Annotated in this window: 15 protein-coding genes; 8 read left to right on the top strand and 7 right to left on the bottom strand. The window is 32.7% G+C overall.

The annotated features are described in order from the left end of the window. Positions 1-31 precede the first annotated feature (31 nt). The 4 genes from ATE90_RS11660 to ATE90_RS11645 all read left to right on the top strand — a co-directional run bounded on the left by ATE90_RS11660 (position 32) and on the right by ATE90_RS11645 (position 3,894). Positions 32-1,759: a SulP family inorganic anion transporter gene (locus ATE90_RS11660; RefSeq protein ID WP_101451444.1), complete on the top strand. Its 1,728-nt coding sequence runs from the start codon at positions 32-34 to the stop codon at positions 1,757-1,759. Between the two features lie 85 nt (positions 1,760-1,844). Beyond that, positions 1,845-3,251: an MBL fold metallo-hydrolase gene (locus tag ATE90_RS11655; protein ID WP_036784091.1), complete on the top strand. Its 1,407-nt coding sequence runs from the start codon at positions 1,845-1,847 to the stop codon at positions 3,249-3,251. Positions 3,252-3,256: 5 nt separating this feature from the next. Then, positions 3,257-3,622 carry a rhodanese-like domain-containing protein gene (locus ATE90_RS11650; protein ID WP_036784089.1) on the top strand — a complete coding sequence of 122 codons (366 nt, stop codon included), beginning with the start codon at positions 3,257-3,259 and terminating at the stop codon, positions 3,620-3,622. Further along, positions 3,604-3,894 (top strand): heavy-metal-associated domain-containing protein, encoded by a 291-nt coding sequence (locus ATE90_RS11645; protein ID WP_235317689.1) that lies wholly within the window; start codon positions 3,604-3,606, stop codon positions 3,892-3,894. The genes ATE90_RS11650 and ATE90_RS11645 overlap by 19 nt, the downstream gene beginning before the upstream one ends. A gap of 137 nt (positions 3,895-4,031) precedes the next feature. On the opposite strand, the gene ATE90_RS11640 is transcribed toward ATE90_RS11645, so the two are convergent. Further along, complete coding sequence (locus tag ATE90_RS11640; protein WP_036784086.1) at positions 4,032-6,374, bottom strand: TonB-dependent receptor; 2,343 nt, start codon at positions 6,372-6,374, stop codon at positions 4,032-4,034. Positions 6,375-6,741: 367 nt separating this feature from the next. On the opposite strand from ATE90_RS11640, the gene ATE90_RS11635 reads away from it, so the two are divergent. Further along, entirely contained in the window at positions 6,742-7,134 is a 393-nt protein-coding gene (locus tag ATE90_RS11635) for a hypothetical protein (protein ID WP_036784084.1), read from the top strand. Here ATE90_RS11635 and arfB read toward each other — a convergent pair. The 4 genes from arfB to ATE90_RS11615 form a co-directional block, all read right to left on the bottom strand. Next, a complete protein-coding gene (gene arfB / locus ATE90_RS11630; RefSeq protein ID WP_036784082.1) occupies positions 7,131-7,535 on the bottom strand; it encodes an alternative ribosome rescue aminoacyl-tRNA hydrolase ArfB in 405 nt (134 codons plus the stop codon). The two genes, ATE90_RS11635 and arfB, sit on opposite strands and share 4 nt — an antisense overlap. After that, positions 7,536-8,192 (bottom strand): AAA family ATPase, encoded by a 657-nt coding sequence (locus ATE90_RS11625; RefSeq protein ID WP_036784079.1) that lies wholly within the window; start codon positions 8,190-8,192, stop codon positions 7,536-7,538. Then, positions 8,153-8,785, bottom strand: a complete 633-nt coding sequence (gene pnuC, locus ATE90_RS11620; protein ID WP_101451443.1) for a nicotinamide riboside transporter PnuC — start codon at positions 8,783-8,785, stop codon at positions 8,153-8,155. The genes ATE90_RS11625 and pnuC overlap by 40 nt, the downstream gene beginning before the upstream one ends. 147 nt (positions 8,786-8,932) lie before the next feature. After that, positions 8,933-9,559: a 4'-phosphopantetheinyl transferase family protein gene (locus ATE90_RS11615; protein WP_036784076.1), complete on the bottom strand. Its 627-nt coding sequence runs from the start codon at positions 9,557-9,559 to the stop codon at positions 8,933-8,935. Between the two features lie 64 nt (positions 9,560-9,623). Between ATE90_RS11615 and ahcY the strand changes: the two genes are divergently transcribed. The 3 genes from ahcY (at position 9,624) to ATE90_RS11600 (ending at position 17,950) form a co-directional block, all read left to right on the top strand. Beyond that, positions 9,624-10,937, top strand: coding sequence for an adenosylhomocysteinase (gene ahcY / locus ATE90_RS11610; protein WP_036784074.1), 1,314 nt, complete (start codon positions 9,624-9,626; stop codon positions 10,935-10,937). A 280-nt stretch (positions 10,938-11,217) separates the two neighbouring features. Beyond that, a complete protein-coding gene (locus tag ATE90_RS11605) occupies positions 11,218-12,648 on the top strand; it encodes an SLC13 family permease (RefSeq protein WP_101451442.1) in 1,431 nt (476 codons plus the stop codon). A 427-nt stretch (positions 12,649-13,075) separates the two neighbouring features. Beyond that, positions 13,076-17,950 (top strand): Ig-like domain-containing protein, encoded by a 4,875-nt coding sequence (locus ATE90_RS11600; RefSeq protein ID WP_101451441.1) that lies wholly within the window; start codon positions 13,076-13,078, stop codon positions 17,948-17,950. A 309-nt stretch (positions 17,951-18,259) separates the two neighbouring features. Here ATE90_RS11600 and ATE90_RS11595 read toward each other — a convergent pair whose 3' ends face one another. Together ATE90_RS11595 and ATE90_RS11590 are read right to left on the bottom strand one after the other, a co-directional pair. Next, on the bottom strand, positions 18,260-19,795 hold the full coding sequence (locus ATE90_RS11595; protein ID WP_036788480.1) for a YifB family Mg chelatase-like AAA ATPase: 1,536 nt from the start codon (positions 19,793-19,795) through the stop codon (positions 18,260-18,262). A 52-nt stretch (positions 19,796-19,847) separates the two neighbouring features. Further along, positions 19,848-22,427: a phosphoenolpyruvate carboxylase gene (locus ATE90_RS11590; RefSeq protein ID WP_036788483.1), complete on the bottom strand. Its 2,580-nt coding sequence runs from the start codon at positions 22,425-22,427 to the stop codon at positions 19,848-19,850. Between the last annotated feature and the right edge of the window lie 61 nt (positions 22,428-22,488).

The raw sequence follows: 22,488 nt of genomic DNA, 5'->3' as shown, positions 1-22,488 counted from the left end.
CAAAAAGTTCACAGGCAAAGTCTAAGAATTCATGAATATCAAAAAAGTTATACCAATTTTAGAGTGGTTACCAAACTACAATAGATCTCTTTTTAAAGGAGATTTAGTTGCAGGAATTATTGTGGGTATCATTTTAATTCCACAAGGAATTGCGTATGCATTAATTGCTGGTTTGCCACCAATTTATGGGCTGTATTGCGCATTAGTTCCGCAGGTTATGTATGCTATCTTTGGATCTTCAAGACAGGTAGCTATTGGTCCTGTTGCAATGGATTCCTTAATTGTTGCAACGGGTGTATCGACCTTAGCATTAGCAGGTTCAGAAAGCTACATTGCCATCGCTATTCTGTTAGGTTTAATGGTAGGGACTATTCAATTTATACTAGGAGTTTTTAGTCTAGGGTTTATTGTAAATTTTTTATCAAAACCAGTAATTACTGGATTTACCTCTGCTGTTGCCCTCATAATTGGGCTGAATCAATTCAGAAATTTATTGGGTGTAGATTTTATTCAAAGTGACCAAATTCAATATGTTTTAGAAGATATTTGGTTTCAAATGGCAACCTTTAAGAAACCCACAACAATAATTGGATTGATATCGGTTATTACTATAATTATTTTCAGAAAGATAAATAAAAAAATTCCGAATGCCTTAATCGTTGTAATTCTTGGGATTGTAATTATGAAATATTTTGGAAAAAGTTTTAACGATGTTTCAATCGTAAAAGATATTCCGTCAGGATTGCCAGTTTTCGGGATTCCTGAATTTGATTTAGATCTTATAAGAGAGTTGTTTCCAATTGCATTAACTTTAGTCATGGTGGGTTATTTAGAAACTATTTCTATTGGTAAGTCTTTGGAGGCAAAACAAGACGAATATAGAATAAGACCTAACCAAGAATTAATTGCTTTAGGGTTAAGTAATATGGTTGGTTCTTTTTTTAAATCTTATCCAACAACCTCAAGTTTTTCTAGGTCAGCAATCAATCAAGAAAGTGGTGGAAAAACAGGAATGGCAGCACTCATCTCTGTTGTCATGGTTATCATTACATTATTATTTTTAACCCCATTATTTTATCATTTACCAAAAACAGTATTGGCTGCAATTATTATTGTTGCCGTTTTTGGATTGATAAATTTCAAAGAAGCTATTTTTTTATGGAAGGCTAATAATTTAGATTTTTGGTTGATGTTATCCACTTTTTTAGCAACCTTGTTATTAGGAATTGAATACGGAATTATAGTCGGTGTTGGTTTGTCTTTGGTTGTTCTAATTTACAGAACATCAAGACCTTATGTAACTGAATTAGGAAAGGTTCCAAACTCAAATTTTTACAGAAATAAAAATCGTTTTGAAGAAGTAATTATTGAGGATGACATTTTAGTTTTTAGGTTTGATGCTCAGATATTTTATGCAAATTCAAGTTATTTTAGAGATAATTTAGACGAAATGGCAGCCCAAAAAGGAAAGGCATTAAAATTGATAGTATTGGATGCAGAGAGTATTAATAGAGTAGATAGTACGGGAGTAGAAATGTTGAAAGAACGCATTAAGTATTATCAGAAAAAAGGGGTGGTTTTTTATTTTGCAGGTGTTAAAGGCCCCGTAAGAGATGATTTTTTTAGAAGTGGTATTTTAGAGATTATAGATATCAATCATTTTTTTATGAAAGCAAATCAAGCGGTAAAGTTTTATAAAACTGGCAATAGAAAACAGCAAGAGAAGTATTCAAAGTATATACATCAAGCATACAAATAGGTTATAATTTGGATGATAAATATCATTTAAAATAGTTAAACTTAAATGTAATTTTACCGGTTAAAAATCGCGGTAGTTAAGAATTATGATAATAGAACAAATTTATACAGGCTGTTTAGCACAAGGGGCTTATTATATAGAAAGTAAGGGAGAAGTAGCAATTATAGATCCATTAAGAGAAGTGCAAGATTATGTAGATAAAGCAGCTATAAATAATGCAAAAATTAAATATATTTTTGAAACCCACTTTCATGCGGATTTTGTTAGTGGTCATGTTACATTAGCAGAAAAGACAGGAGCAGCAATTGTTTTTGGACCATCAGCAAAAACCAATTTTGAGGCAATTATTGCAAAAGATGATCAGGTTTTTAAAGTTGGAGATATTACTATAACTGTATTACACACTCCAGGTCATACAATGGAAAGTTCATGTTTTTTATTGAAAGATAAATATGGCAAGGATCATGCACTTTTTAGCGGAGATACATTGTTTTTAGGTGATGTTGGTAGGCCCGATTTGGCTCAAAAAGGAGAGCTTACAGAAAAAGATTTAGCAGGTTTTTTATTTGATAGTTTGCGTAATAAAGTAATGCCTTTGGCAGATGAAGTTATTGTATATCCTGCGCATGGAGCAGGTTCTGCTTGCGGTAAAAATTTAAGCAAAGAAACGATTGGTACAATTGGGAATCAAAAAGAAACCAATTACGCATTAAGAGCAAATATGACCAAAGAAGAATTCGTCAAAGAAGTTACTGATGGATTATTACCTCCTCCTGCCTATTTCCCTCTAAATGTGAAGTTAAATAAAGAGGGATATAAAAATATTGATGATATCATCAAAACTTCTGCGAAACCTTTATCAGTGAAAGATTTTGAACTGATTGCAAACGAAACGGATGCTATAATTTTAGATGTTAGGCATCAATCAGAATTTATAAAGGGATTTATTCCTCAATCAATTTTTATAGGAATTGATGGTGGTTTTGCGCCTTGGGTGGGTGCTTTAATAAAAGACATACAGCAACCAATTTTATTGGTAACACCTCAAGGAAAAGAAGCAGATACAATTATACGTTTGTCCAGAGTTGGTTTTGATAATGTATTAGGGTATTTAGACGGAAGTTTTGCTTCTTGGCAAAAATCGGAGAAAGAAATTGACACTTTATCATCTGTTTCAGTTGAAGTTTTAGAGCAAAAAATAAATGAAAACGCACTCGTTTTTGATGTAAGAAAACCAGGAGAATTTGCAAGTGAACATATTAAGATAGCAGAAAGTACCCCGTTAGATTTTCTAAATAAGCATATTTCGGAATTCCCAAAAAAGGAAGAATTTTATGTGCATTGTGCGGGTGGTTATCGATCTGTAATTGCAGCTTCAATTTTAAAAGCTCGCGGTTTTCATAATGTCATTGATGTTGCAGGGGGTTATGCAGCTGTCAGAAATACAACTATAGAAAGAACAGCAGCCGTTTGTCCGTCAACTTTAAAATAAATAAAATGAAAAATTTTTTAATCTTTTTTTTGATGAGTTTCTTTTTTATCAATTGTAGTGCACAAGAAGAAATAAAATCAATTTCTACGATAGAATTAAAAGTCTTACTCAAAAAAGGAAACACTCAGTTATTGGATGTTAGAGCACCAAAAGAAATAGAACAAGGATTTATAAAGACCGCAAAATTTGCTAATTTTTTTGATGCTAATTTTTACACAAAAGCGGTTAAACAGTTAGATAAAAGTAAACCAGTTTATTTGTATTGCAGAAGTGGCAATAGAAGCGGAAAATCAGCAAAAATACTCAAAAAGGAAGGTTATGAGGTTTATAATATTTTAGGTGGATACAATCAATGGAAACAAGAAAATTAAGAATGATGACAGCAGCAATTCAAATAGAAAATTTAAAATGTGGTGGTTGTGCAACAACTATTAAAAAAGGATTATTAAGTTTGAACGCTGTAAAAGAGGTAACAGTGGATGTTGAGAATTCAATAGTTTCAATAATTTCAGAAAATGACGATTTTGAAACTATCAAAGAAAAATTAGCTAAATTAGGGTATCCAGAAGTTGGTGATAAAAATACAGTTTTACATAAGGCAAAGTCTTTTGTGAGTTGTGCGGTAGGTAGAATAGATCGATAAAAACGAATGATTTTAACCTGTTTATAAGTAATTCACTAATACCTTTCTAATGAAAAGTCAATTACAAAAAGCATTGGTAATGATAAAATCCCAAGTGTAAACTTGGGATTTTATTTGTTTTATAGAAAAGTTACTTTCTAAAACTTAAAAGTAACTCCAACTAAGAAGTTTCTAGTTGCTTGCGGATAATAACCAGCACCATCTAAAGTAGTAGTTTGATTTGCGGCAGACCAAGTATCATCGTAAGTGTAATAGTAACCCCTATCTACATATTCTGTATTAAAAAGGTTATTTATCAAAGCAGAAAACACTACGGATTTAAATATTTTAGCAGGTTTAATTTCATAAACAACATTTAAATCAGAAGTAAAAAAGCTATCTAAAACATCGTTACTAGAAACGGTACTTCTAAAATTACTCATAAACTGTTTGCCAACAAATTTAGATAAGAATGAAATTTGTAAGTTTTCTAAAGGATTGTACAAAAATATATTTCCAACAACGATATCAGGAGAAAAAGACAAATTTGTATTTCCTAAATTTTCTAGTTTCCCATCTATTTGAGCAATAAGATTTTTGTTTTTATTTGAGCTAAAAGCGACATTTGGTTTCATAGAGAATTTATCAGATAATGTAAGATCAGCATCAATCTCTAAACCAAGTCTGTAACTATTACCAGAAGTTGTTCTTATGGGTGCACCAACATCATCGATAGCGCCAGTTAATACCAACTGATTTTTATAATCCATGTAATAGATATTGGTGTTTAATTTGATGTTTTCTTTTTTCAAACGCCACCCAAATTCTAAATCATTTAACGTTTCAGGAGTTGTAACTCCACTTTCAAAATCATTTCTTTTGGGCTCTCTATTGGCAACTGCAAAAGAGGTATATAAATTATTGTAATCGTTAATTTTATAAGTCAATCCAAACTTAGGGTTAAAAAAGTTAAAGCTAGCATCAACATTAATATTTGCCAAGTCAGAAGTAATTCCTTCTGTTTGATAGTTTACAAATCTTCCTTGCACATCTGCATAACCAGAAAGTCTCGTATTAATTTTAAACGTTGCTTTTGCAAAAATTGAGAAGTCTGTTTTTTTAGCGTCAGAAAAGTAGTAACGATCTCTAATATTAGTGTTTTCAGCTAAACGTTCTCCCCAAATAACTTCACCAAAATGATCTCCAGTATAACGAGAATAGGATATTCCGGAAATGAAATTCAGTTTATCCGTTTTATAATTTGTGTTGAAATTTACCACATAAAAATCGTTGTCTAACCAACGTCTTACAATAACATCTGTGCCATCAACGATTAAATTATTAAAATCACTAGCAGCTTCCTCTTCTTTAAATTGCTCAAAAAATCCGGAACCTTTTGTGTAGTTCAAGGCTAAATTTGTAGACCAACTTTTATTCAATTTTTCATTCCAATGCAATTGATAATGATTTTGTTGATAGTCATCAACTTCATTTTCATAGGTGTATGGGTTTTGTTTTCTGTCTGTTTCTAGTTGAGTCGCATCTAAGCCAGCCCATGCTTGGTATGTTATTTCTTTTCCACCAAAAGTAACCGCTTTTATTAACGTATTTTCATCCGTATAGCTTCCTTGTAAATAGTAGGATTTTAAATCTGCAAAAGCCCTGTCGATGTAGCCATCAGAGTAAATATTAGATAAGCGTCCAGCAATTTCTATGTGGTCATTAAGCTTACCAGTGCTAAATTTTACGGTATGTTTTCGTGTTCCGAAAGAGCCAAAAGAATTAGAAATTTCTCCAAAAGCCTCTTTAGAAAGAGCATCCGTTAAAATATTTAAACTTGCACCAAAAGCACCAGAACCGTTTGTCGAGGTTCCTACTCCACGTTGTAATTGTAAATTCTCTGTTGAAGAAGCAAAATCGCTTAAGTTCACCCAAAAAGTTCCATGGCTCTCTGGGTCATTGTATGGAATTCCGTTTATAGTAACATTAATTTTTTCTCCATTAGAACCACGCACACTCATGTAGGTGTAACCAATTCCTGCACCAGCATCAGAAGAAGAAACGACAGAAGGCATGTAATTTAGTAAAATAGGAATATCCTGTCCTAAATTACGTTTTGCAATTTCCCGTTTTGAGAGGTTAGAAAATGTAACCGGAACATCTGCACTTGCGCGAACTGCAGAAACCAATACTTCTTCAAGTACAGTAGAATTTGGCAATAAATTAAAATTAATTTCATCACTTTTAGTCAGGAAGATTTCTTTAAAAACCGTTTTGTAACCAATAAATGAAACTTGAATGGTATAATTTCCTTTAGGAAGATTTACACTGAACTTTCCGTCAAAATCTGTGGAAGTTCCTTTCTTGGGCTCTTTTACCAAGATAGTTGCTCCTGATAAAGATTCATTGTTTTCATCTACAACTTTTCCTTTAAGTGTAAATGTCTGGGCGTTTGCAAGCATGCCTGCAAACAAGAATAAAAAAAAGGTAATTTTTTTCATTTTAAAAAAATTTAAAACGAATAAAAAGAGGTAATTATTCTTGTAATTAATATTGAATAATTCTTGTGTGAAGTACTGCTTCACTTTTTTGCACTCGTTCAAAAAGATTTATAAATCTGTTTGAACGCTTGCTTCCTAAACAGCATTACCTGTTCTAGGTTCAATGGGTATGATCTCAGCCTTTAAAAGTTGAAAAGTAAGAAAGTTAAAAGCTGTAAAGTCTATGAAGACTAAAAACTGATGACTAAAAATTACCAACTAAAATTAGCACCCCTTTATGAGAACGGTGTAAATGTAAAATGGAAAGTTGGAATAAAAAATAATAAATGTATTTTTTTGTAGCTTTGGTTTCAATTAAATAGACAAGATGGCTTTAAAAGGATTAGATACTTGGCACGATTTTGTGCTACAGAAAAAGCATGAAAATTTAGGTGATTTTATAGATAGGAAAGCTGTGTTGTATTCTCCAGTAGTTTTTAAACCCATAGAAGGTAGTTTTATGGTTGAGATGTATTTAAAAGCAGCAGCAGAAATTATTGCAAATACTAATTTTAAATATGTTAGAGAAGTTTGTGATGATGAAAATGCCATGCTAGAATTTATTACAGAGATTAATGGTATTACGGTGGAAGGAATCGACATGATTAAATTTACTAAAGAAGGGAAGTTAAAAGAAATTAAAGTAATGATCCGACCGTTAAAAGCTCTTAATATAGTGCACCAAGAGATGGGTGCATACTTAGCAAAAATGAATTCTTAATCTAATTTTGGCTTTTTTCTCAAAACCTTTTTTACAGAAATTCTTTTTTTATTCTCTGCTTTTCTTTTAATTGATGCTTTGCTAGGTTTTGTTGCTTTTCTCTTTTTAGGGCGAATTAAATTGGTCTTTAATAATTCTAAAAAACGTTGAATAGCAATGTTCTTATTTCTATGCTGAGAGCGCGTTTCTTGACAAGATAAAATTAATAAATTTTCTTTTGTTAATCTGGATGCAAGCTTGACTTTTAAAAGTTCTTTTTCTTTATCAGACAAAGAATTAGAGTTTTCTAGATCAAAAGTTAGTTCAATTTGAGAAGATGTTTTATTTACATGCTGTCCGCCAGCACCAGAACTTCTAATGGCTTTAAAATGGAGTTCTTTTATAATTTTTACCGCATTCATTTAGTAATCTATAGATGTTCCAAAATCTGTATTTTGATGCAAAAAGTGCATGTCAATATCGATTAAGGAATCAGAGAAAGAATACAGTTCTTCTTTATTTTCAATAATTTTATCAATAGCTTCGGTTGCTTTTTTTAAACGAGTTTCTTTGTCTCCTTTTAAAAGAACATAAGGTCGGTTATGTTTTCTCAAAGCATTCTCAAAAGCCTTGAACATTTCTAAACGCTGCTCAGGCCTGTCTCGTAGATCATCTTCTTCCCAAGGTGTATCAATATAGGTCAGTAGGTATAAATCATACTGATTTTCATTAGCTGATTTATCTAAGTCACTATCTACAAACCCCCCATAAAACTCCTCTGAATAGACCTTAGTTTCTAATAGATCTGTGTCACAAATAAGCACTTTATCTGCTTTTTTAGCTAGCTTATTTTCTAGTTTCATTTGCCCAATTGCAATCGGAATTAAATCCTCTGCCTCACAAGTTTTTCGTTCATTATTCCATTTTTCTTGAAGGTACTCACGTGCAAATTCTGGCGCCCAGACAGTATTATAATAACGAGCTAATTGACGAGAAAGTGTTGTTTTTCCCGAAGATTCAGGGCCAAATAAAACAACTTTTACAAGATTAATGGGTTTTTGTCTAAGTTTTTTTTCCATGCTAAATAACCAAATATTGCTATAAAAGTAAATCCTAAGTATTGAAAACTCGTAAAGGTAAAACCTTTATAAAAATACAAAGGTACAGAAATGATGTTTCCTGCAATCCAAAATAACCAATTTTCTATTTTACGTTTTGCCATTAACCACATGCCTACAAAGAAAATTGCAGTTGTAATGGTGTCTGCATACGCAACCCAAGAAGTCCATTTGTCAAAGACTTTGTATACAATAAATACAAAAACTAAGGTGAAAAAAAAGATATAAATGGATGTTTTTTTCTCTATTTGTGTGGTTCTTGAAATTGGTGTAACATGTGTATCATCAACTTTACGTGTCCAAATATACCAACCATAAACGCTCATCATAAAATAATATCCGTTAATCATCATATCACCTAAAAGCTCCCATTTTAAGAGCAAGTAAACGAATATTGATGTGCTAATCATCCCTGTCGGAAACACCCATATTTTATTTTTTTTCGAAAACCAAACAGATAAAAAACCAAAGATAACCGCTATAATTTCTAGAGTGGTTTCTGTTGTTGAGTAGGTTTTGTATTGGCTAAAAAGTAAATCAAAAATTTCTGTCATGCAGCGTTATAATGGTTTGAAAGCAGAAATCAAAAGTAATAAGTTCTTGTAAGATTTTATGATATTTTTTGATATTTAAGAAAATTTCTTTCAAAGTTAATTTTAGATTTTTTGAAATGGCGATATGTTAAAATGTTGCAATTTTTTTTAATATGCAAACACGCAAGTAAATCCCTCAAACTCTAAAAACTCGATTTTATAAGAAGCCTCTTCACCATTAAAACGGATTTCTCCTTTGGTTTTTTTGTCTTCAAACTTAAAATCATCAACAAATATATGATGTAAAAATAGTAATTTTTTCTTTCCGTAAATTTTATATAAACTCTCTTTAGCTCCCCAAACAATGGTTAGTTTGCTTATTAAAGCATCAACATTGGCAATGGTTTTATATTCTTCAAATGGTGTGAACTTATGAGCGATTTTTAAAATTTTTTCTCGCTGTTTTTCAACATCAATACCTACAGGAAGGTTGTCTGAAAAAATAATAGCAGTAAATGTAAAAGAATGAGAAATAGAAATATATCTTCCAGCGTCTAAATGTGGTTTTCCATAAGCATCGTAGTCTAAATCAGCATCTGTTAAACCTACTTCTTTTAATAAATGGCGAATACTTAAAAACCCTTTTTGATGTATATCAGATTTCATCCCATCTAATCTTGCCGTATTCTTTTCTGTTAAAGAGATTCCATTCTTCAATTCTTCTGTAGATTCTTCAATCTTCCAAATGAGGACTTTAGTAGTAGGGCTAACCGTTAATGTTTTGTAAAGAGCCATATTTTTTAAAATGGATGTCGTAACTTTGCAGCTCGAAAAAAATTAGAATATAAATATACATAATATGAGTACAAAAACCGCTTACGTGCCAAATAAAGTTAAAGATATTTCTTTGGCTGCTTGGGGTAGAAAAGAAATTGAATTAGCAGAAGCTGAAATGCCAGGCTTAATGTCTTTGAGAGAAGAATACAAAAATAGTCAACCATTAAAAGGTGCGAGAATTGCAGGGTGTTTGCATATGACAATTCAAACTGCGGTTTTAATTGAAACTTTACAAGCTTTAGGGGCGGAAGTTACTTGGAGTTCTTGTAATATTTTTTCTACACAAGATCAAGCTGCTGCTGCAATTGCTGCTGCCGGAACAGCTGTGTATGCTTGGAAAGATATGACAGAAGAAGAGTTTGACTGGTGTATAGAGCAAACCTTATTTTTTGGAGAAGACAAAAAACCATTAAACTTAATTTTAGATGATGGTGGAGATTTAACAAATATGGTTTTGGATCGTTATCCAGAATTGGCTGCGGGAATCAATGGTTTATCAGAAGAAACGACAACAGGCGTTCATAGATTGTATGACAGGGTAAAAGCAGGAACGTTGCCAATGCCAGCAATTAACGTAAATGATTCTGTTACGAAGTCTAAATTTGATAATAAATATGGATGTAAAGAGTCTGCAGTAGATGCAATTAGAAGAGCAACAGACATTATGTTAGCCGGGAAACGTGTAACGGTTTGTGGTTATGGTGATGTAGGTAAAGGAACAGCAGCTTCTTTTAAAGGAGCAGGTTCTATTGTAACGGTTACAGAAATCGATCCTATTTGTGCTTTGCAAGCTGCAATGGACGGTTTTGAAGTAAAGCGTTTAGAAACTGTTATTGCAAATTCTGATATCATTATTACCACTACCGGAAATAAAGACATTATACAAGGGCGTCATTTTGAAGCAATGAAAGATAAAGTGATTGTTTGTAATATTGGCCATTTTGATAACGAAATTGACATGGCTTGGTTAAACAAAAACCATGGAAATACTAAAGATACCATCAAACCACAGGTTGACAAATATAACATCGCTGGTAAAGATATTATCATTTTAGCGGAAGGACGTTTGGTAAACTTAGGTTGTGCAACTGGGCATCCAAGTTTTGTAATGTCTAACTCATTTACAAATCAGACTTTGGCTCAAATAGAATTGTGGACAAATAGAGATGCTTATGAAAACGAAGTGTATATGTTACCAAAACATTTAGATGAAAAAGTAGCGTATTTACACTTGGCGAAAATAGGAGTAGAGTTAACAGAATTGCGCAAAGACCAAGCAGAATATATTGGTGTTACACAACAAGGACCTTATAAACCAAAACATTATAGATACTAGTGCTTATTTGATCGAAAGCGCAAACAATATTCATAGAAGTACAAAACCCTTGCAGCAAATTGTAAGGGTTTTTCTTTTTTGGGCGTTTTAACAGGCTATCCACTATATCTTTTTTTCGTTCCTCAAAAAAGGATGCCATTGCTATCCTTAACGCAATACTTTTAGATGATTAATGAAGTTTCTGCGACAGCTAGTAAAATTTATTTTTTAATCAAAAACGAATGTAGATGTTTTTCAAAGGTTTCTTTTTAGTATTTTGCAGACGCTTAATCAAACTACAATGCAACCCACAAAAAAAATAGGACTATTTTTAGGGCCAATTATATTTTTTCTTATTCAGTTTTTACCCATAACGGTTGTTTCAGAAAAAGCAGATGCAGTAATTGCGGTAGCCATTTGGATGGTTATTTGGTGGATTACAGAAACCGTAAACATTGCAGTTACAGCTTTGTTGCCACTTATTTTATTTCCGCTTTTAAAAGTGATGGAAATTGCAGACGTTGGGGCAAATTACGGAAGTCCAATTATCTTTTTATTCTTTGGTGGTTTTGTATTAGCATTAGCTTTAGAGAAGGTAAAGCTGCATAAAAGAATTGCCTTAAATATTATAAAATTTACAGGAACAACGCCTAATAAAGTTGTGCTGGGTTTTATGATTGCTACTGCTTTTATGAGCATGTGGATTAGTAATACAGCATCAACAGTAGTAATGTTGCCAATTGCAATATCAGTCATCAAACTATTAATAGATGACAGCGACGGCTTTACAAAAGGCGATAAAAATTTTGCGCTAAGTATAATGCTAGGAATCGCTTTTGCGGCAAATGCTGGCGGAATTGCAACGGTTATAGGCACACCACCAAATTCGGTTTTAATAGGTTTGTTAGAAAATCAATATAACATCCAAATTTCTTTTTTAACTTGGATGAGTTTTGGCTTACCTTTTTCTATCATAATGGTGGTTGCGGTTTATTTTGTTTTGGTAAAATGGATGTTTCCTTGTAAAGATATTTTGTTTACGGCATCCGCAAATTTAATTTCTGAGGAAGTTAAAAAACTTGGAAAAGTATCAAAAGAAGAAAAACGTGTTTTGATCATTTTTGCAATCACTGTTTTTTTATGGATAACGAGAACAATTGTGAATACACTTTTTCCAGGGTTAAAATTATCGGATACTGTTATTAGTTTAATTGGTGCAGTTTCTTTATTTGCGATCCCTATGAATTTAAAAAAGGGAAACTTTATCCTTCAGTGGAAAGACACCGAAAAATTGGCTTGGGGAATTTTAATTCTATTCGGAGGAGGTTTGGCACTCGCAAAAGGAATGGCTTCCAGCGGTTTAGTTGCATTGATTACAGATACAATTGCTGCAGGAAATCTTAATGTTTTAGCAACTGTTGCATTGCTAATTGTACTCATGTTATTTATGACCGAGTTAATGAGTAATGTTGCGTTAGTCGCTGTTTTGGCGCCTGTGGTTGCAGGAATTGCAATTGGGTTAAATATTCCTATATTAAATTTATTAATTCCGGTTACAATGGCAAGTAGTTGTGCTTTTATGTTGCCAATGGCAACGCCACCAAATGCTATTGTGTTTGCAAGTGGTTATGTAAAAGTGAATGAAATGGTCAAAGCAGGTATTGTATTAAATGCCATAGCTGTTGGTCTGTTGATTTTGTATTATCAGTTTGTGATTCCCTTGTTTTTTTAATGAAAGTTTCTAAGGGATTTAAAAACCAATTAAGCGCAATTTCAGAAGATGCTAAGTAAACGAAGTACTCATTAGTAGCATTTTTTATCGTTCAGGCATCCACTCCCTTGTAATGGCTTTTTGGTGTTTTAGATTATTCCCAAAGTAAAAAGGACAGTGGCGTTTCAAAAAACAATTGTTACACTATACAAAAGAACGGTATTTTATATCAATAATTTCTCCTAATTTTAACCAAAACGTTTTAATTGCCTTTGTAGTTTCTCCAGTTTTTATTCACTTAAAGTTGTAAGTAGTACGTTTTTTGATTTTATTGTACTCATTAATGAGGTTATTTAACCTCATTAATGAGTAGTTGTTTTTATTTTTTTTCTTAGATATTGCATTAATGTAATGTTTAACGTTTGTTAGACCAATTAAACCCCTAATTATGAATAAAAAAATTAACTTCGTTTTTCTTGATGATTTATTAAATAAACACCTATTAAGCGTCCTTTTTGTAACCTTACTTTCGCTTAAGTCTTTTACTCAAACAAATACTGTTACTTATTTTGAAGATTTTGATTCAATAGGTATTCCAACAGATTTACCTGCTAATGGATATTGGACGTTTCATAATGAAATTGATCCCACCCAAACTTCTTGGGAGGACTTTATTCCAGGTGACGGATTTGCATATATAACTGTGGATGCAAATACGTCCAATGATAATGATCCAAATGGTATTTATCCATTTCAAACTCTGGAATTTGGAGGGGTTGGTGAAAATCATCGTCTCGAAGTAAGAATGAAAGGGGCGGTTGTTGATGGTGGTTTAGTTTCATTCCTTTTTACCTACAAACAAGAAGGTTCAATATTTAATGAAGTAGATCTTGAATTAGTCGCAGATGATGCTGCTACAGCTTCGCATAATACCTTACCTTCAGATGGAGGGTGGACAGAGGCAAGGTTTAATACATGGAGAAATGCTGATGAAAATACAAGTGTTCCTTTTACAGGAACTAAAAAGGCTGTTGTAAATCAACAAAACGAAAAAATATCTCTTATTGATGGGAAATTTCATACTTATGCAATAGATTGGAGATCAGATAGAATAGATTTTTTTATAGATGATATTTTACAAGAATCAATTAATACAGATGTTGCTACAGGAGTAGCAGAAGTTATTATTGGTTTTAGAGATCTACCTTGGGCAGGTGATTTTAATTGGATTGGCACACATACCTTGGAGGTTGATTATCTAAAAATAGAGCCTTTAGAACCTGCAACAGTAGCACAAAATGATTCTTTTACAGTGAATGAAGATACAGAATCAGATTTTGATGTGTTAGCTAATGATGTAGCAAGTGCGACGATAAATTCTTATGATGCATTAAGTTCAGAAGGATTTCCAATTTCCCAAACAGCTTCAATATTAACTTATATTCCATCAGGAGGATTTGTAGGAACAGATAGTTTTATGTACACAATTGAGGATGAAAATGGAGTTACATCTACAGCAACTGTAACAGTAACAATTGAACCGGTAGAATCAGTAAATGGAGTACCATATGCAAAAGCAGATGCAATAACAGTTGCTCAAAATACTACCACTATTTTAGACGTATTAGCAGATAATGGATCTGAAGCGGATTACTTTGGAACAGATGGTGCGTTTGATAATGGATTAACCTTATTTGATGGAACACTATCAGGAGTTAGCGAGCAAGGAACTATTACCGTAGATACTAAAAGCACAGACAGTCCATTAGATGATAGAATTATTTACACACCTAATAATGGTTTTATAGGAGTAGATCACTTTTATTACAGTATTACGGATGCAAGCGGAGATACTGCAATCGCTCAAGTAACAATTACGGTAACAGAAATAAATACACCAACAGCACAGGATGATGCTGCAACCGTAGCAAGAGGTGTAACAATACCAATAGACGTTTTATCCAATGATAGTTTTGGGTTAGATGGTCAGGCAACAAATGATGCATTAACAATTAATGTAGCTACTAATATAAATGGAGCAACCATCGGTGTAAATGCTGGTAAAATAGACTATACTCCGGCAAGTAACTATATTGGAATAGACATATTTACGTATATAATTACAGATGGAAGTGGTGATACAACAACAGCAGATGTAACAATAACGGTAACCGGAACAGCTGTAGTTGACGAACCTAATGTATTGTCAGCAAAACGTGATGAAGTAAGCGTAGCACAAAATAGTACAGATAATGAAATAGCTGTTTTATTAGACAACGGATTTGACATAGATAGCTTTGGATTAGATGGAGCAATAGATAATGGCTTAACATTTTTAGATGGAACGCTAACCGGCCTAAGTGAACAAGGAACAATAATTGTAGACACTAAAGGCACAACCACTCCATTAGATGATGTAATTGTTTACACACCAAATACAGGTTTTGTAGGAGTAGATCATTTTTATTATATGATTACAGATACAACAGGAGCTTCTTCTATAGCACAAGTAGCAATCACGGTAACAGAAATAGATGCACCAACAGCGGCAGATGATGCTATAGAGATATTAGAAGGTAGTGTTGCAGCAGTAACTATTGATGTATTAGATAATGACAGTTTTGGATCGAATGGAGCAGCTTTATCAAATTCACTTGAAATAATTCCTACTACTACGACAGCAGTAGTAGTAAATGGAACTTCAATAGAATATACACCTACAGGAACTCAAACAGGAACTGATACTTTTACATATCGTATTAAAGATGCTGATGGTGAGACATCAGACGCAACAGTAACAGTAACATTCACTACGGTAATTGCAAGTGACGCGCCAAAAGCACAGGATGACGCAGTTATATTTGCACAAGATAGTTCAGAGAATATTATCAATATTTTAGATGATAATGGATCTGGAGCAGATAATTACGGATCAGGCGCTGCACATCCAAGCCATCCAATATCACTTGTAGCATTTTATTCAGAAGAGGGAGGGTCGTTAGAATTAGACGAAACAACTGTAAAATATACACCAAGAACAGGTTATGTTGGAGAAGATACTTTTGATTATTTGATTACAGACGAAAATGGAGTTTCTGACAGAGCTACTGTAACAATTACGGTAACAGAAATAAATACACCAACAGCACAGGATGATGCTGCAACCGTAGCACAAGGTGTAACAATACCAATAGACGTTTTATCCAATGATAGTTTTGGGTTAGATGGTCAGGCAACAAATGATGCATTAACAATTAATGTAGCTACTAATATAAATGGAGCAACCATCGGTGTAAATGCTGGTAAAATAGACTACACTCCCGCAAGTAACTATATTGGAATAGACATATTTACGTATATAATTACAGATGGAAGTGGTGATACAACAACAGCAGATGTAACAATAACGATAACCGGAACAGCTGTAGTTGACGAACCTAATGTATTGTCAGCAAAACGTGATGAAGTAAGCGTAGCACAAAATAGTACAGATAATGAAATAGCTGTTTTATTAGACAACGGATTTGACATAGATAGCTTTGGATTAGATGGAGCAATAGATAATGGCTTAACATTTTTAGATGGAACGCTAACCGGCCTAAGTGAACAAGGAACAATAATTGTAGACACTAAAGGCACAACCACTCCATTAGATGATGTAATTGTTTACACACCAAATACAGGTTTTGTAGGAGTAGATCATTTTTATTATATGATTACAGATACAACAGGAGCTTCTTCTATAGCACAAGTAGCAATCACGGTAACAGAAATAGATGCACCAACAGCGGCAGATGATGCTATAGAGATATTAGAAGGTAGTGTTGCAGCAGTAACTATTGATGTATTAGATAATGACAGTTTTGGATCGAATGGAGCAGCTTTATCAAATTCACTTGAAATAATTCCTACTACTACGACAGCAGTAGTAGTAAATGGAACTTCAATAGAATATACACCTACAGGAACTCAAACAGGAACTGATACTTTTACATATCGTATTAAAGATGCTGATGGTGAGACATCAGACGCAACAGTAACAGTAACATTCACTACGGTAATTGCAAGTGACGCGCCAAAAGCACAGGATGACGCAGTTATATTTGCACAAGATAGTTCAGAGAATATTATCAATATTTTAGATGATAATGGATCTGGAGCAGATAATTACGGATCAGGCGCTGCACATCCAAGCCATCCAATATCACTTGTAGCATTTTATTCAGAAGAGGGAGGGTCGTTAGAATTAGACGGAACAACTGTAAAATATACACCAAGAACAGGTTATTTTGGAGAAGATACTTTTGATTATTTGATTACAGACGAAAATGGAGTTTCTGACAGAGCTACTGTAACAATTACGGTAACTGGTTCAGTAGCAAATGGTCTTACAGCAGTAGCTGATGAAGTAGCAGCTGTAGAAGGTGTTACAAGAACTATAAATGTATTAGCAAATGATGTTTTCGAAACAGGAACTTTAGAAGCGGTAGTGATTAGTAATGAATCTAATGAAGTAACCATCACGGTAAATTCTGATAATACTTTAGAATATACATATACAGTTGCACCAGGAGCAACTTTTACAGGAACAACAGATACTTTTAACTACACTATTAAGGAGGCCGGTACTACTAATGAATCAACAGCTACCGTAACGGTAACGATTCAAGCAGCAGATGCAGTAAATGGCGTACCAGAAGCAAAAGGGGATACATTTTCAGTAGTTCAAGGAATAATAATGAGTTCATTAGCTGTATTAGCTGATAATGGATCAGGAGTAGATAATTTTGGTTCAGATGGAGAAAATACAACAAACCCATTAAGGCTTTTTAATGGAACAACAGAAGGTAAAAGTGTTAAACAAATAGAAAGAGAAGCTCAGGGAAGCAGTGCATTTAACAATCTTGTAGTTAATTCAGGTAAGATTGAGTACACACCGGTAGCAGCTTTTATAGGAGAAGATAGTTTTTATTATAAGATTGTAGATGCAAGTGGAGACGAATCAATAGCACAAGTAACCATTAATGTTACTTCTTCAAAGTCTTCAGGGATTGTAACTACTGACGCAGTAATCAAAGACCTTCAAGTATATCCTAATCCGTCAAAAGGTGCTTTTAAAGTATTAGTTTATAGTGAAAAGGCAGAACAAGCTTCTGTACTATTATTTGATGTTACTGGTAAAGTGGTGTATAACAAGAAACAATTACTTTCTGCAGGGAACAATACAATGAACTTACATGTAAATGTGCAAACAGGTATTTTGTTTTTAAAGGTGTATACAGATAACACCAACTTTGGAACTAAAAAGATTTTATTTGAATAGGTTAATAATAGTTGTAAATAAAAAAAAGAGGAACTGAAAAGTTCCTCTTTTTTTGTGAAAAAAATCCATTTAAGAATGGGCATATTTCGATACAAACTTTTATTCAAGTTATAGAGGATTCTTAAAAAATTAAAGAAAGACAAGGTTTTTTAAAAAAATGATGCACTATGTAAAGAAATAATTAGTAATACACTTCTTAAAATTAAATAGAAAAAGGAAAAAATACAGCTAGAATGCGTGTACGAGATAATTTTAATCATAGTTGGGTGGACCTTTACTATTTGTATAAATAATATAGAAAGCAAATATCTACCCCAACCAACCTTCCCTGTCTAAACTTCTGTATTGTATAGCTTCTGCAATATGATTTGGAGAAATATCTTTTTCATTTGCCAAATCTGCAATAGTTCTAGAAACTTTTAAAATTCGGTCATAGGCTCTTGCAGAAAGATTTAATTTTTCCATCGCCGTTTTCAAAAGGGTTAAACTTTCTGACGATAATTTACAATACTCACGAATTTGTTTTACACTCATTTGCGCATTATAATGTACATTTTCAAAATCTTTAAAACGTTCAGATTGAAGTTCTCTTGAGGCAGTTACTCGTTTTCTGATGGCTACACTAGATTCTCCTTTTCTTTCTTCTGATAATTTAGCAAAAGGAACAGGAGTAACTTCAATATGAATATCGATTCTGTCTAATAAAGGTCCAGAGATTTTACTTAAATATCGCTGCATTTCTTGTGGGGAAGAAGTCATTGGCGAATTTGGATCGTTAAAATAGCCTGATGGACTGGGATTCATGCTTGCTACCAGCATAAAGCTACATGGATAGGTTACTGTAAATTTTGCTCTAGAAATAGTCACATCCCTGTCCTCTAAAGGTTGACGCATTACTTCTAAAACATCTCTTTTAAATTCTGGTAATTCATCCAAAAATAATACACCGTTGTGTGAAAGTGAAATTTCTCCTGGTTTTGGGTATTGACCACCACCAACAAGGGCAACATTTGATATAGTGTGGTGTGGGCTTCTAAACGGTCTTTGAAACATTAAGCCATTATTCTTTGTTTTACCAACTACAGAATGAATTTTTGTGGTTTCTAGTGCTTCATGCAAAGTCATTGGCGGTAAAATGGATGGTAATCTTTTTGCTAACATTGTTTTTCCTGATCCTGGAGGCCCAATTAAAATAATATTATGCCCGCCAGCTGCAGCGATTTCCATACATCGTTTTATAGATTCTTGTCCTTTTACGTCAGAAAAATCAAATTCAGGAAAATCAATATTTTTATAGAATTCTGCTCTCGTATCTACAATAGTAGGTTCAATTTTTTTATCACCGTTAAAATGGTTGATTACTTCTAAGATATTTTCTACGCCTAAAATTATTAGATTATCTACGATTGCCGCTTCTTTGGCATTTTCTTTAGGAAGAATTAAATATTTAAATCCTTCTTCTCGGGCTTTAATAGCGATTGGTAAAGCACCTCTTATAGGCTGTAAACTTCCGTCTAAAGAAAGTTCGCCCATAATAATGTAGTCGTTAATATTGTTAAATTTTATTTGATTTGAGGCAGCAAGAATTCCAATAGCAAGTGTTAAATCATAAGAAGCACCTTCTTTTCTGATATCGGCAGGCGCCATATTTATAATAATTTTCTTACCAGGAAGTTTGTAGTCATTATTACTTAGAGCAGCAGAAATTCTATAAGAACTCTCACGGACAGCATTGTCTGGCAGACCAACTAAATGATATCCTATTCCTTTGTCGATATTTACTTCAACCGTAATTGTGGTGGCTTCAATACCAAATACGGCAGAGCCATAGACTTTAACTAGCATTCTTTTTTTTCTTTAAAAATAGAGAAAAAAAGAATGCTATTAAAATTTAATTTTAAGCAGAGTTTCTACTTGCATTAATATTACCAAATAAAGAACGCATCACCATTTTTTCATAAACTTCTATTTCTTTGATGTTTCCATCCGTTTTTTGTAAATCTTGAATTTGCTTTAAGGCATATTGTTGTATTGTTAATAATGGTAATACAATGTTTTCTCTCATTTCTATAGACGCTTTACCTATTGGAAAATTTTCCATTAATTCTTGATCTCCAGTAAGTTTTAAAAATAACCTTTTGGTAGTCTCATATTCTTTAAAAATTAATTTCCAGAATTCACCAAAAACTGAATCATCGGCCATATAAGCAGTTAAGCCAAAGAATGATTTTGTTAAACTCATCATACTGTTTTCTAACAGTGTTTTAAAGAAATCTGAAGCATTATAGAATTCAATAATTTCATCAAATCGATCTGCTTCTTCATATTTTTTTAATGCTGTTCCAACCCCAAAAAATCCAGGTACATTTTGTTTTAATTGACTCCAACTTCCAACAAAAGGAATCGCTCTTAATGCTGAGAAATCTAAAGTGTCAGAATTTGAACGTTTACTGGGCCTGCTGCCAATATTAGTTTTTGCATAATATTTTAACGTACTCATTTTTTCTAAATACGGTAAAAATTGTGGATGATTTTTAAAGTTTACATACGTTTTATAACTAGTATCCGCTAAATCTTCTATGATTTCTCGGTGTTTATCATTTAATTGATCTTTCGTAAATACTTCGTTTTTTATACCAGAACTTATTAATTGTTCTAAGTTAAATTGAGATGAGTTTAAGGTTCCAAAATTAGAACTAATTGTTTGACCTTGAATGGTTAATTGAATTTCTTTGTCTTCGATAGTAGGTCCTAAAGAAGCATAAAATTGATGTGTTTTTCCTCCACCTCTTGCAGGTGGTCCTCCACGTCCGTCAAAGAAAATTACTTCAATATCAAATTCTCTAGAGATTTTAGTAAGTGCTTCTTTTGCCTTAAAAATCCCCCAATTTGCCATTAAATACCCCCCATCTTTGGTTCCGTCAGAAAAACCTAACATTATAGTTTGTTTGTTTTTTCTTTTCGTCAAATGATATCTATAAGCTTGGTTAGAATATAAGGTACGCATAACATCACTAGAGTTTTCTAAATCATCTACAGTTTCAAAAAGCGGAATTACATCTACAGGTAATTCGTTTTCAAAGCCACATAAATTTAACATCGCAAAAGTTTGCATGACATTTAATGCTGATTGGTTGTTGCTAATAATGTACCTATTTGCACCACGTTCACCATTTCTTGCTTGTATGGTTTTTAGCGCATAAATAGACTCAATAGTTTTTACAGACATTTCATCAGATAAAATTTTAGGATCGATATTTCCTTTCACCAATGATAAAATTAAAATCTGTTCATCTTCAGATAAATGATGATAGTTTTTAGGGAAGGTTGTGTCTCCATCAGCAGCTAAATCATCTACAATTTGTGTAAATGCCTTGTGATGCACTCTACTATCTTGTCGGATATCTAAGGTTGCAAAATGGAACCCAAAAATTCTTACTTTATTAATAAAATCATTTAATTCTTCGATAAATAAAGAATTATGCTTTGTTTTTACAATTTCTCTTGCTGCTTCTAATTCTGATAACAATATTTTTTGCGAAAAATTAACTTTCTTGTAACTTCTAACAACGTGTTTGTACAAGCGTTTTTCCACTTTTGCTAAAATTTCTTGAACACCATCAAAAGTAAAACGTCTTTTTAAACGCTTAACATCTCCATAGTAACTTCTCAAAATTGATTGGCGCAATCTTTCTGCAACATCTAAAGTGATATTTGTTGTTACAAACGGATTTCCATCTCTATCTCCACCTGGCCAAAAGCCAAGGTCAATAATTTCATTTTCTAAAGGTTCTCCATCATAAATATGTTGTTGAACATAGTTGTATATTTTACTTATAGAATGATAAAATACATTTTCTAGATACCAAATTAAACTTATCGCTTCGTCATAAGGAGTCGGTTTTGCCTTCTTATAAAAAGGCGTCTTTCCTAACTGAGCTAATAATTTTTTGATGAGTAATAAATCATCATTCTGTATGGCTTTATCTAAATCTGTAATAATACCTAATACAGAACCTGGATAAAATTGAGTTGGATGCGCTGTTAAAACGATACGTACTTTAAAATCTTCTAAATGCTTTTTTAATTCTTCTTTTTTTTCACTTAAAATTGCAATTTCTTTAGAATTACGAAGCGTACCAATACCGTCCATATTATTCACAATAGGAAAAGCAGCGTCTTCAATAGCATCAAATAAAACAACTTGACGTTCAATGTATTGTATAAAGAGAAAAAGTAAATCTTTTTTATTTTGGTCTGAAGGATTTTCTTGATATTTCTGAAAGAACAGGTCTACAATTTCTGTAGGATTATTTCCATTATCAAAACCGTTTTTACATATTTCATGAAAAAGAGGTAATAAGACACCGGTATTGCTTATCGTGTCAAATGGAAGTGTCATAAAAATGCTGTTGTAAATTTGATATTTAGACAACACATTATCATTAAATCTAGTTAGTTTTGGTAATCTAGCCATTTTTTTCAAAAGTTTAAGTTGTGAAATTACAAAAAACCAAAAATAAAGAACCTAGGTTTTT

It is taken from the genome of Polaribacter sp. Hel1_33_96, from assembly GCF_002846595.1.
Lineage (GTDB): Bacteria > Bacteroidota > Bacteroidia > Flavobacteriales > Flavobacteriaceae > Polaribacter.
The sequence above is the reverse complement of the archived record's forward strand: the minus strand, read 5'-3'. Positions and strand labels throughout refer to the sequence as shown.